The following is a 12,169-nucleotide window of genomic DNA, read 5'->3' on the forward strand; positions in this document are numbered from 1 at the left end:
GCAAGTTTGGACGACTGCCGAACAGCTCGCATGGCTGACCGTCTTGATCTCCAGATGCTTTCCCTCGGATTGCGGCGGATGGCCTGGATCCGCTTCTGGATTCAAACCGCCCTTGGCATCGTGGTGATGGGGCTTCTCATCTTCAACAACATCGGTGGCCGCCTTAGTCGTGAGTCCAATCGAGCCCTTGGCCTGAGCCCGGGTCTATCTCTCACCACTCTGGCGTTCCTTGTGCTGCTGTTCAGCCTGTGGCAAGGCTGGTTGATGGTGGGTCTCGGTCGTGCTTTGGGTAGCAATGCTCGCCCTAGTCGTGGAGAAGCGAGTCGCACAATCAAGCGTGGTTTGCTTGCCGATCTGATTGGTCTGGTCTTCGCTGTTCTGGGCTACCAGGCTCTGGCTGGCATCTTGTTTTTTCAGGCTTCACAGCAGACTCCCGGCCAGGTCCTGGGGCGGCAAGAGTCGATTACTTCACTGGAAATGCTCTCGGTGCTCAGCAACACCCAGGTGTTGTTTGCCCATTTGATTGGTCTGCTGTTCTCGCTCTGGTTCTTGCAGCGGATCTACCGCGCCCGTTGACTGCCTCAAAAGGCATGGACTCAAAAGGCTGTCCATGACTGGGTTCTTTCTGAGGCGTAATCCAAGAAAGCTCCCACAACTACCCCCACAAACGACCCCCCACAGCTCGCCCTTAGGTGCGTTGGTAGAACGAACCCTTAGAGGCCCAAGCCAGCTTCACGAAGCCTCCTGAGTTTCTTCAGCAACTTGAGGTCCTCCAGCAGTTCAGCCTCCTTGTCATCAGGAAGGGTGTCTTTGGCCGTCACTCAAAGGTTCTAATGGTCGATGGGGGCATAACTTATCGAAGCCGTGTAAATCAGTAACAGGTGTCAATCCTCATGCGCTTCTTCATCGAGTTGCGACTTGTCTTCGAGAAGCAAACTTTAACGAAGCAACAATTGGTAAGTTGCTAGGTCATGAACCTAATACCGTGACTGGAAATTATGGATCAGTCCCTTGGTCTCGTTTGGTAGATGCTGTTGCTTGCCTTTGATGAGATTGGCTACTGAGGGTATAGATAAAGCAATGATCCACCGCCCTCACAGAGGCATGCACCGATCCCTCAGAGGCCGCGGCAACCTATACGTAAACCACATTCACAATCACTGAAACTAGATACAGCTGATCATGACTATCAAATCAAGCGTGCTGCACTTGGAGAGAATCCAAGTAAGGAGGATATGGATGCTGTGGTTGCTTACGGATTAGAGCAACACCGAAAGAACTTCCCACATCTATACCAAAGCAATAAGTCGAAACTGAATCCGTCAGCGAATCTAACCGAGACCACAAATTACATTCTGGAATCAATGATGAAGTGGATGTAGCTATCTACTGTGCTGGCTGCTTGTCTCTAGAGGGCTCTAATCACTTGCACCTGACTCTACTCTAAAAACTCTTGTTCTAATTAGTTCATAGCATTTTGGTTTGGCTTCCCTTATGGCAGTCAACCCGTCAATAGCATATTGAACACCATGCCATTGCTTCATATAAGTCGTGGCTCGACTATTGAACTGCTCTTCACTTATCTCTTTGAGGTTTCTGAGATTGCAGAGTTCTCCAAGAGTTCCGTAGACCAATCCAGCGTTAAATTGATAATCAGCAGCCCTCTCAGCGAAAGGTTTTTCAGCCCAAGCTGGTGTTGCTGAAACAAGGAAGACAAGTCCTAAGAGTGGAGTCCAACGCATCATGCTAACAATAAATTAATTCCAGCATACTCCAAATTCCGCATTAACTCAAAGGTAGAGCAGTGCTTTTGTAAAGCGAAGGTTGTCCATTTCCGATATAAAGTAGTATCTCCAGATTGGTTTGCTGCTCTTAAGGAAGGTGGTAGATTCAAGCTGGGAAGCTTTCAGTATTAGAGAGATGACTGACGAACTTCTAGACAGTGCCGATGGATGGGAACGCTACGAATGTGGAACCTATTACTGGGATGAGGGCCATTATGGGAGAATCTATGTATCCCAAAAGATGGTTGATAAATACAAGCTGAAAGAATGCCTAGACCCATTAGATGGTGAATGGTTTGCCAGTCGAATATTTATGGGTTCTGACGAGGAGGATTTAGAAGAACTTCAATCTAAATATACTCATGAAATCTACATCAGGCATTGTCGTGGTTTCTCCAAAGATGGTGACTCAAAGAATCAATCCCAGCTAACTCCACATGGTGACATCGGGAGTGAAGAGTTCGTCGCTTGGTATAACGATTTCCCGCTTGAACTGTTGAGTGAAACAAATGAGGATGACGTTTATATCGAAGGTTGGATTGACTCTTACCCTCCTATTGAGAGGAAAGGATTAGTGTGAAAGAAAGGGTGAGGGTGGTACTAGCTGGCTGAAACCTCTGTGGTCCTGCAAGCGGTCTTGGCAGCCTCTGTCCGGGATCCTGGTTGAGAAAGCAAGAGGCTTTTTAGGTCCTTCTAGGGCGACATAACGTGCAAAGAGGAACCTCTTGCTATTGGCTTAGGGTGGCGTTCTTTCTATGCGCCTGTTTCAATAATCTTTTGGAGCTTACCCTTTAAGCGTGTAGGAAGAAGAGGAGGAAACAAGCAGCCTCAAATAGGCTTGCAAGAAGACCTCCTGCCATTCACATAAAGGTCGGGTTCTGAGTCTTTGCTCGTTGTCATCAAGCGGAGAGTTAAATTCTTACCCTTTGGGTTTGGTGCTTTGTATTTCCAGGCTGTCATTCGAGTTCCACCCATCTCACCCTGCATAGCAGCTCTCATTTTATACGGACCAAATTTGGTCCCATCTTCAATGAAAATAGAAATCTCTGTCTCATCTTCTAGCTCTGTATCACTGGAGCTTTGAACCAGTGAGGCATCCATTTCAAGCCTGACCGATTCACATTGCAGAGCTTGGGTCTCGCCAGCGACCGCTTCAAGCGGGAGTGCCAACAAAGCAGCGAGCCCAGGAGTCAGAAGCAAGCTGATTGCTTTCATTGATCGTGAGAGCAGACAAGACAACTACATACTAGGTAATCGCTAGAAAGAGATACAGTCAGGAATTTTGACCTGGAGGCTGTCGCACACTAAGCCGAAGGCGGCTCTCATTAACATGACATCTATATAGGGAATGAACCCAATAAGTTATCTATACAGATAGAACCGATGTGCCACCTATACAGGGAGCTCCAGTCCGCAATGTGTTCTGATAGCGGTAACCTGCACCGTATACAGAGAGAAGCGATCCGCAGTCTATACAGGGGGAAGCGAGCCGCGGTCTATACAGAGAGAAGCGATAGGCAGTGTTTAAAGAGAGAAGCGCGCGAGTCAAGGAAAAGACTTAAACACCCGTGGAATGGAACCCACGTAAAAGAAAGGAATGACTCTGAATGCCTTCGGGAGTAGGTCGTCATTCGCGCCATCGGACGCCAGGGAGAACGAGCCTTCAGGCAGCTTGTAGTAGTACCCGTTATCCGATCCCGTCAGCGTGACGCGCGTAACACAGCGGCACCACCATGAACTCAAGTGAATTCAATCTGCTCTGGATTGGATGATGTAGTTCGTGTTTGCGGAGTAAGTGCTACAGGCGGAGCCTACGGCAACACTTCCCAAACCGAATCTAAGTGAATAGCTAGATAGCTACTTCACAATCTTGCCATTTGCCAGGACGATGAGCTACCAGCAAGTGGCTAGCAAACTTTTGACTAGACAAAAAACTTACAAACATTCGACTTATGAAAGTAACTATTGAAATCCCAGATCATTACTACCTTGGCTCTTGGGTTGATGAAAGTGGTATTGAATATCCACCCTTGGATCCAGCCAAAGAAACTCTTGCAAGCGCCAATGAGGATTGGAAAGAATTTGCCTTTGACATGGCAGAGATTATTGAGAAAGAACTAACCAAGCAATCATGAATATCTCGGAACTCGTTACCCCTAAGAATGACAATGGGAGTCTCGATCAGAGATTCACCTCAATCATCGAACAACTCATGAACCATTGTGGTCAGAGTTGCACAAATACCCTTCTGCAGTTCTGGAGAGAAACTGTAGAGAGTGAACAGAAGGCAGCTCAAGCAGCTCTACATATGGTTGTCGCTAGCTATTCACTAGATGTCGAGACATGGCAAATGAGGTGTTTAACCAAGAGCCTTCGTGAGGCACTTCAAGAACTTGGCTTCAAACCTTCGAAGGTGAGCATGCTGATAGGAGCTGGCAAGTTCAAGGCAGAGCAGTGGCTCCAACTACCTTATGACAGTTGGGACTACGTGCCAGAAGAACAACTCCGACAAGATCAACAGAGATTACTCAGTGCATATGGCGTGAGCGCCTTGTACGAACTATCACGAATGAATTCAGTAGGTCAGGCACAAGTCCGTATTGCATTCATTGAGAATGGGAAGTTAATGAGCAAAGCTGAGCTTTCAGAAATCCGTCAAGCCAATCCAGCCAATCCTGATGAGAGGCGTGGCAAGAGCAAGCGTTCATTTCAAGGGACGAGACAACGTCAAGAACCATCTGAAATCATTAATCTAAAGGCTTACAAGGAACTTGAGTCTGCAGAAGATGCTAGTGAACCGTTGCAGCTTTCAGCTCAATCAGTGATCAAAAAGTTCTTGGGCTCAGTCGAACCTAACTCATTAGACAAGCTCCTACATGAATACACGCCACATGCTCAAGACCAGATGCTTACATTACTTGGAGAAGCAGCTTCAAGACTTTCTGACTATGTCGCCAGTAAACAGTCCATCAACGTTTGACCTCTCACTCACAACTCTCAAATGAACGACAACAGGAATCTCCAAACAGGCATCAGATTCTGGTGCCGTGGTTCTATTGCAGTCAGTGCTAAAGCACGAATCGACCGGATCATCCACAATCACCCACTTGACGCAGAAGCAATGATCAAGGAGTGGATTCTCAGCTGAGGCTAGAGGCAAGCCAATGCCACAGTCAATCATTCTAGGATGTCTTCTATACCTTTAATGTAATTACTTTAGTCACCTTAGTTTATTTCAGGCATGGTAGTGCGATTGCTTCGTTTTTACGGCTCAACTTCTATCTCATAAAAATAATTACATGAGCCGTCATTCGTCAACCATCTCGACTAATGTGTTGATCCAAGCTGTACATGGTACGGATGCCTCGAATATGCGATATACATCAATATATATAGCAGCTGCTGTATCTCTTGCTGCTAGCTCCTGCTCCTTAAATTCTAGTCAAATTTTTAATGGTTGCCAATCGAAGTTACCCGTTAGCGATTTATACAACAAATTATTGCCTTCAGTAGCTGTTATTGAGACGGCAGACGGTATCGGTAGTGCATTTGTCGTTCAGCAAAAAGAAGGTAACACTCACTTGCTAACAAACTCCCACGTTGTATCAGGTCAAAAAGATGTAATTGTCAGATGGTCTAACAAATCAAGAGAGAAGGGGATTGTCATCGGTGATGCTATGGGGAATATGGCGGACGATATAGCTCTAATCAAAGTAGAAGGGATTAGAGGAGCACCCATTAGGCTGATACCAAATGAACCCATAATAGGTGAAGATGTCTTTGCTATTGGTGCACCTAGAGGTCTGGACTTCTCTCTAACACGAGGAGTGATAAGTCAACTTAGGAATGATAATAAGATGGTTCAAATTGATGTTCCAGTTAATCCTGGCAATAGTGGAGGGCCATTAATTAATGAATCAGGCTGTGTAACAGGTATGGTTACATCTAAGCTAGAAGAAAACGAAGGATTGAATTTTGCAGTTTCTTCTCAAGTACTTAATTCTTTCCTCAAGAAGCCGTATATCGCAAGACTTAGTGATGAACACGAAATCCTAAAATTCAAGCCATATTATCCGGATACTCCATCCAAGCCTGAGGCACTTGAGGAAAGTGGTGAATTTGTGATTTACAATAGGATGGACACGAAAGAAGGTAAAAATAAAGATAAAATATGGTGCAGGATATTTAGCAAAAAAGATCCGGACTGTTATGAAAACCAGCAGGCAGAATCGGAGAAATGGTATTTCGATATTGGTTCAAAAATTACAGTAGGAGACTGGATCTTCGTTAGGCACGCTCGATCCTCTGGAAAATACGAGCCATCTGCAGATAATAGTGATTTGGCAATAAATTGTAGTGAAGCTCTAATAGCTTATTACAAGGTAGGGTATCCATCATTGTACAAGACTAACAAGTTACTCTACGATGCAAGTTACGACGTAGAGGATGAAAAATACTTTAAAAGAGAAATGCCATATGCAGTCGCAAGAAAAATGGGTAGGATATGGTGGCTTCAAAGTGGTCAAGAAGTATCTTATGATCTTGAAAAAGGAGAATATTTGTATTTTAGAAAAACTCGACTAAGGAGGGTCAAAGAGACTTTCCTGAGAATTAAAAATGACGAGAACTGGTGTCTTTATGCAGATAAGTCTAGTCATAAGTGTACTCCCGAACACCGATTGGAAAATCTCAAAACTTGGCAAGGATATTTAAACACGCAAGAGGAGTTGACTATGCATGAACAGGCCAAACGCGAAATGTATGGCGTAGGCTTCTCCAATCTTTTGACCTCATTGTGCACAAATTAACTTACATTGCCTGGAAGTCTCTTGGTAATTTCTTCAGGTGTGATTTGCATTTAAGCGCTCTTATTCTGAATGTCAAACTTATCTAGCATTGGTTGGATGGTCGTTTTTGTTTTAACTCTATAGGAATCCATATGTCTATGGCTGGCTGCCTCCAATGACAAGTTGAATTTTTGATTACACGGCGATGGATCACTTGGGCTAGGTGCTATGGGTTCTAAGAAGTTTGTTAATCTATCGGGACCTATTTGCTTTAGATTATTGTATGAATATTGTCTTGCATGAGGATCATGCATAAATCCATTTTTCCGATTGCTCTTTTTGCAAGTCTTATTGCACCACTGCAATTAAGAGCAGACCTTTCCCCTATGGAGTTTTCTAACCTAGCGACAGCAGGTCAAGCGGCTCATCAGACAGAGCGAGCTATATGGAATACCTGGCCTGGCTACGTAGAGTGCAAAACAAAGTTAGCTAAGCATGGTTTCGATCTAAGAAGGCCTTCTTCAAAGGAATTTCTGAGTAATTGTATTGAGGGTTTACACGAATATACTGGTCTTTGGTCTATCCCGATGATGGGTGTAGTGGCATCATATTGGGATGATAAGAATAATGATTCTGAGTTTGATGAGATTGTCATTCTAATGCTACAACGTGCTCGTGCAAATAACTTGAAATTAGGGAAAAGTGCTGAAGGAAAAAATGACTCAGTATCACTTCCGGTTATGTTAAAGATGAACCAGATCTACAATGCCTTGTTTACCATGGAGGCTAGAAGGGGTGTTTTGCAAGAGGATGTAAAGCCTTGGCGAATGCTTTACAATTCTTCCCTGGAGTTAATCAAGTTGGGGTCTTGTGGGGGAGAGTTTGGATCATTTCTTAAGTATATCGGTGATGATGGCAGGCTCACGAGTCCTGGGGACCACAGATATAAGGACAGGATGTTTATGGCAAGTCCTGAATGGGCGGATATGTGTATCTTCTCTCTTGGGGTGAATGCCTACGCACGATTGCAGGTCGATCCTGACAAAAAAGCTGCATGCCAGAGTGCTGTCGATTACCTTGCTGTCGTCAGGCCTAATAAGAATTCTAGAGGTGTAAGTTCACAGCTTGCTCAGCTTAAAGCCTTTATGTCTGGCAATAATAAGGGCTCTGTAGCAGACCGATGTTCTAATATCTAAAAAGCAATTTATACTATACGATGTAGACATTGCGATCCTTCTCTTCTGATGGATTCGGGTGATTTTAAGCTTGTAATTAATACTCTCATGAAGTCCCCGTGTTTAGACCGGTTCAGATGTGGTTGTCCAGACACTAGCGGTTGGGAGTCGGATTATTCCCAAAAAAATAAAATATATCTCTTAAGTCCCATACGTATATGCATGGACACTAGAAGTACCCCATAGGGTCCCTACTTGCTGTTGTATCCGAGGCTTTGATCCGGGAGGCGCACACAGTCCGTAATGTCTTGAATAGATCCTCCGTCTCAATTTCTCTATATCCACTTCAATAGTAAGTGCAGGCTCCCGGTTCCACCAAGCTTTTTGGCCTGGCGTTGGTATCGATTAGGTGTGTTGTTGGTATGTGCAAATCAATCCGAGTGTTCTCTAGCTTTTTAATCTTAGCCTTTGTTAAACATCGCTTAGTTGCAGCTAATGGTCCCTCTTTGGGTTCGGATAACAGCAATCTCCGCTGTGATGGCCACGTCTGTTGCGCTCAGCTGGTGGTCTTGTGGTCCAATCCTTGGCTTGTGTCGTTGGTAACGATGAGTCGACATAAGGGTTGAGGGAGCTCGCTCCTAGAAGGCATCCCTGTTGCTGATCTCAGTGCTAGCTGTCCAGGTACTGTCTGTTGGTATGTCTCGTTGGTATTCAAGCTTGTGTCTCCATACCAACTGCATACTCGCTAGTAAAATCGCTACAAAGCACAGTTATGACTAGGCTTCTAGGACGGCCAAGGGTGTACAACAGGTAGTTGTTCTTCTCTCTCGGAACTGTCGTGCACCCTCACATCTCGGTTGCTTGGTGCTGATGTTAAGACATTGATTACAGGTAGTTGTTCAACTTCTTTGCGTTGCGCTGTTGTACTTGAACCACCAAATCGAGCTTTAATATCAGCTGAAACTCTTGTGTCGAATGCTTCGTCATAGGAGATGTTGACTCCTGCTGTTAAGCCACTGCTCATCTCATAAGCCAAGCGTCCGAGCACACCTGAGCCATCTGCTTCTCCTGCATCACCATGTTGGTAGTAGTAACCAACAGAGGCATTCAGCTCAGGCGTGATGAAATAACCAACATCAAGCCCGTAGGTATCAAGCGCGCCGCCTTGGTAATACCAGTTCAGTTTCTGCTCAGTATCACCAACAGGAATTAAGGCATAGGCATTGAAGTCCCAGTCATTGGAAACAGCTTCTGCATTGACAGCCACCTGCTGGAAGAAAGCACTCTTCTCTGTGCCGCTGACAATGATGCCTGTATCGGTTCCGCCTGTATTCATCGGCCTGCTGTCATAACCACCGTTGACGCCAAACATCCAACTGCGGTCACTATTCAGCCAGCGATAGCCAACACGCGTTGAGGTACTGACGGTGGTTCCAGCGACATCAGTGTTGATGATGCTGCTATCGCCCTCACGGTCAGCGAAGTTGACATTGGCGAGGGCATCAAGGAACCAGACGCTGTTGTCGCCAACAGACAGTGGCAGCAACCCTCCGATACCTGCTTGGTTCGGAGTACCAGCACCTTGCAGTGCGCCTTGGAAGCCAAGGGTGGGCTTAACCACGTCCTTGAGGCTGATGCTCATCACATCACCCAGATCCTCTGCACCACCTGCCTCTTGAGCAGCAGCAGACAGCAGAGCGCCGTTAGCGAGTGCCAGTGCAGCGACACCGCTCAGCGATAAGGACAGGCGTAGAGAACGCTGCATTTATAAGGATAAGATCTATTGAGCGCAGAATGCCTTGCTTTGATGGCAGATGCCCGTTGCAGTAGGCACCTTCAGCATTGCTGCTATTCACTAGAGCAATAAAAAACCCCGCTCGTGGCGGGGCTAATGGTTCACCTATAGCTCAACTCCTTTATTTAGAACGCTTTTTTTGAGATGCTTTAGCGATCCAATAAGCAACAAGACTTATCATGCCCCCATTAACTTCTTGAAGTTCATCGAAGCTCAGCTCTTGATCGAGCAGCTCAGTGTTGTTGTGGTCAGTGTTGAAGGTAGTCATGGTTTTGAAAGTGAGTTGAGTGAGTGATGTGTGGGGGTGTTGCCCCCTCGACTCCTTCAAGATCACAGCCCTTCTGGTGAACCCAAGTGCCTGGTTGTGGTGTGGATGGAGGCAAGTTCTGGTGAAGCTCTGGTGAAAGGCTCAGAACCCAGTCAAAGCCTGGGATGACAACGCATGCAAACAACAAAAAACCCCGCTCATGGCGGGGCCTGATGCAGACGTCTTTGTCTGGATATCAGCCAATTGGGCCAGGATCAAGACCTCTTCGGCTCAGCATGTCTCCGCGTGATTCGGGGGTCACTGGTTTGTACATATCGCCAGGGATCTTGAACCAATCAGGTATACGATATAAGGCTTCAGGTGGACTGAGACGTGCTTGATGCAGCTTGACGCTGATGGCAGGATTTAATTGCCATGATCTGCTTCTGCCACCAGAGATGTTTTCAAGTTGACTAAGGCTCAATTCAGAGTCGGTCATGGTTTGAAGTGGGTTGTGGAGGTTTGTGTCCTCCCGACTCACGCACCATCGCCGTGACCGCCACCCGATTCATTGACCGGGGTCAACGGTTTCTGTGATCTTGGTCACAGGAGCATTCACCACCTTGGCGGGCAATAAAAAACCCCGCTCGTGGCGGGGCTTGATGCTGATCTGGCATTAGTGAGTATCAGTTACTTTCCATTAGTTCAATTCCCTTTAGTGGCTTGATATGTAATTGCCGCAATTCCTTGGGCAACTGCAAGCGCAATAAGGCCGAATGCGCCCCCATTAACTTCTTGCAGTTCATCGAAGCTCAGCTCTTGATCGAGCAGTTCAGTGTTGTTGTCAGTGTTGAAGGTAGTCATGGTTTTGAAAGTGAGTTGAGTGAGTGATGTGTGGGGGTGTTGCCCCCTCGACTCCTTCAAGATCACAGCCCTTCTGGTGAGACCCAGTGCACTGCTCTGGTCATGCTCCTGAAAGGTTCTGGTGAAGCTCTGGTGAAAGGCTCAGATGCCAGTAAGAGACTGAAGTGCAGACACCACAACCAATAAAAAACCCCGCTCGTGGCGGGGCTTTTTGCCTCTTCTCTTCGATCAGGAGGTGGTCGTCATTCCACGAGATCACCCATGGTGGGGCCACCAAATGCACCAGAGATGCGGTTGATAGGGCCAAGAGGAGTAAAGCCAACGACACCGTTGACAACGTCTTTCCAGAAGCCGCCGCCTGCGACAGCCTCCAGTTGGTCGTCAGTCAGCTCTTGATCGAGCAGTTCAGTGTTGTAGTCAGTGTTGAAATTAGTCATGGTTTTGAAAGTGAGTTGAGTGAGTGATGTGTGGGGGTGTTGCCCCCTCGACTCCTTCAAGATCACAGCCCTTCTGGTGAACCACGCTGCACTGCTCTGGTCATACTCCTGAAAGGTTCTGGTGAAGCTCTGGTGAAAGGCTCAGATCCCAGCAAGGGGCTGAAGTGCAAACACCACAGCCATGAAAAAACCCCGCTCTTGGCGGGGGTGTTCAAGTTCTAATTACTGCTGTGGGTCTGACTGCTCTCTGGGATTACTGCTGTACGGGCAGTCATCAGGATGTCCTGGCCAAGCCCAGCAGAATATCCCCCTCCTGCGCTCTGCCTCCAAGTGCCTGCGCTCCCTTCGAGCTTCTCGACGAGCTTGGCGAGCAGCCCGACGCTCTTCACGTCCACCGCCATAAATTGTGTGCAGCTGATCGAGGGTGAGTTCGTTATTGGTCATGATCTGATCACTCGTAACCAATGGTGCCGTTGACCGAGGCACCTTTGCCAGGGTTGTAAGACTCAACGATGATCCAGTCTGAGCGCTTTTGATCAGTGGCTTCACCTTTGATGTCCTCCAATTTCATGAATGCAGCACCACCGTTGATGGTCTTTAGTTGATCGAGGGTGAGTTCAGTGTTGGTCATGATTTCCAGTGAGTAGTGGAGGTCATCCCTCCGACTCACACACCATCGTCGTGATTGGCACTCGATTCATTGATTGCTGTCATCAGCAGTTGTGATCTTGGTCACACCAACGCCTTGCTGACACGGGAATAAACCTATGAGCCTAGTAGGGGAAGAGCTTTATGGTTTTCCAATCATCTACTTCCATGGTCTCAAGGTCAAACGTTCCATCTAAAACCGCACTATTCTCCTTCCCTAAAAACTGATTTACCTCTTTATCTTCGGCGCAAAGACGCGCATATACTGTTCCAGTTGTTCCAAAAAGTTCAGTCCCTTTGCTCAACCATGCATGACAAGCTTTTTTCGCTTCATCACGTTCTGGGCTTCTCTTTGGAACACAAGAGGTCACCCCTAAGGCAGTTGAAAGGATAAGAGTGCCAAGGAGGGGAAGGTGTTTCATGGCTACAAGT

Annotated in this window: 15 protein-coding genes; 6 read left to right on the top strand and 9 right to left on the bottom strand. The window is 46.7% G+C overall.

Annotated elements, in window-relative coordinates; genetic code table 11:
• Positions 1–30: 30 nt before the first annotated feature.
• A complete protein-coding gene (locus SIB72_RS08030; protein WP_413745078.1) occupies positions 31–576 on the top strand; it encodes a DUF3611 family protein in 546 nt (181 codons plus the stop codon).
• Positions 577–1,418: 842 nt separating this feature from the next.
• Here the strand turns inward: SIB72_RS08030 and SIB72_RS08035 are convergent.
• A complete protein-coding gene (locus tag SIB72_RS08035; protein ID WP_413743562.1) occupies positions 1,419–1,745 on the bottom strand; it encodes a hypothetical protein in 327 nt (108 codons plus the stop codon).
• 175 nt (positions 1,746–1,920) lie between these two features.
• On the opposite strand from SIB72_RS08035, the gene SIB72_RS08040 reads away from it, so the two are divergent.
• The gene (locus tag SIB72_RS08040; RefSeq protein WP_413743563.1) at positions 1,921–2,364 is read left to right on the top strand and encodes a hypothetical protein; all 444 of its coding nucleotides are present in this window, start codon (positions 1,921–1,923) and stop codon (positions 2,362–2,364) included.
• A gap of 248 nt (positions 2,365–2,612) precedes the next feature.
• Here the strand turns inward: SIB72_RS08040 and SIB72_RS08045 are convergent, their stop codons facing one another.
• Positions 2,613–2,999: a hypothetical protein gene (locus SIB72_RS08045; RefSeq protein WP_413743564.1), complete on the bottom strand. Its 387-nt coding sequence runs from the start codon at positions 2,997–2,999 to the stop codon at positions 2,613–2,615.
• Between the two features lie 737 nt (positions 3,000–3,736).
• Between SIB72_RS08045 and SIB72_RS08050 the strand changes: the two genes are divergently transcribed.
• The 4 genes from SIB72_RS08050 (at position 3,737) to SIB72_RS08065 (ending at position 7,767) form a co-directional block, all read left to right on the top strand.
• On the top strand, positions 3,737–3,919 hold the full coding sequence (locus tag SIB72_RS08050) for a hypothetical protein (RefSeq protein WP_413743565.1): 183 nt from the start codon (positions 3,737–3,739) through the stop codon (positions 3,917–3,919).
• A complete protein-coding gene (locus tag SIB72_RS08055) occupies positions 3,916–4,764 on the top strand; it encodes a hypothetical protein (protein WP_413743566.1) in 849 nt (282 codons plus the stop codon). The genes SIB72_RS08050 and SIB72_RS08055 overlap by 4 nt, the downstream gene beginning before the upstream one ends.
• 520 nt (positions 4,765–5,284) lie before the next feature.
• The gene (locus SIB72_RS08060) at positions 5,285–6,592 is read left to right on the top strand and encodes a S1C family serine protease (protein WP_413743567.1); all 1,308 of its coding nucleotides are present in this window, start codon (positions 5,285–5,287) and stop codon (positions 6,590–6,592) included.
• Between the two features lie 287 nt (positions 6,593–6,879).
• Positions 6,880–7,767: a hypothetical protein gene (locus SIB72_RS08065; protein ID WP_413743568.1), complete on the top strand. Its 888-nt coding sequence runs from the start codon at positions 6,880–6,882 to the stop codon at positions 7,765–7,767.
• A 763-nt stretch (positions 7,768–8,530) separates the two neighbouring features.
• Here the strand turns inward: SIB72_RS08065 and SIB72_RS08070 are convergent.
• The 7 genes from SIB72_RS08070 to SIB72_RS08100 all read right to left on the bottom strand — a co-directional run bounded on the left by SIB72_RS08070 (position 8,531) and on the right by SIB72_RS08100 (position 12,159).
• On the bottom strand, positions 8,531–9,511 hold the full coding sequence (locus SIB72_RS08070; RefSeq protein WP_413743569.1) for a carbamoyl-phosphate synthase: 981 nt from the start codon (positions 9,509–9,511) through the stop codon (positions 8,531–8,533).
• 533 nt (positions 9,512–10,044) lie between these two features.
• Positions 10,045–10,287 carry a hypothetical protein gene (locus tag SIB72_RS08075; RefSeq protein WP_115120365.1) on the bottom strand — a complete coding sequence of 81 codons (243 nt, stop codon included), beginning with the start codon at positions 10,285–10,287 and terminating at the stop codon, positions 10,045–10,047.
• A gap of 206 nt (positions 10,288–10,493) precedes the next feature.
• Positions 10,494–10,652 carry a hypothetical protein gene (locus SIB72_RS08080; RefSeq protein WP_413743570.1) on the bottom strand — a complete coding sequence of 53 codons (159 nt, stop codon included), beginning with the start codon at positions 10,650–10,652 and terminating at the stop codon, positions 10,494–10,496.
• A gap of 242 nt (positions 10,653–10,894) precedes the next feature.
• The gene (locus SIB72_RS08085; protein WP_413743571.1) at positions 10,895–11,089 is read right to left on the bottom strand and encodes a hypothetical protein; all 195 of its coding nucleotides are present in this window, start codon (positions 11,087–11,089) and stop codon (positions 10,895–10,897) included.
• A gap of 222 nt (positions 11,090–11,311) precedes the next feature.
• On the bottom strand, positions 11,312–11,533 hold the full coding sequence (locus SIB72_RS08090; protein ID WP_413743572.1) for a CCRG-2 family RiPP: 222 nt from the start codon (positions 11,531–11,533) through the stop codon (positions 11,312–11,314).
• A 7-nt stretch (positions 11,534–11,540) separates the two neighbouring features.
• Positions 11,541–11,720 carry a CCRG-2 family RiPP gene (locus SIB72_RS08095; RefSeq protein ID WP_413743573.1) on the bottom strand — a complete coding sequence of 60 codons (180 nt, stop codon included), beginning with the start codon at positions 11,718–11,720 and terminating at the stop codon, positions 11,541–11,543.
• 142 nt (positions 11,721–11,862) lie between these two features.
• On the bottom strand, positions 11,863–12,159 hold the full coding sequence (locus SIB72_RS08100) for a hypothetical protein (protein WP_413743574.1): 297 nt from the start codon (positions 12,157–12,159) through the stop codon (positions 11,863–11,865).
• Positions 12,160–12,169: the final 10 nt, after the last annotated feature.

This window comes from Synechococcus sp. MIT S9451 (assembly GCF_047304725.1).
Classification (GTDB): Bacteria; Cyanobacteriota; Cyanobacteriia; order PCC-6307; family Cyanobiaceae; genus Synechococcus_C.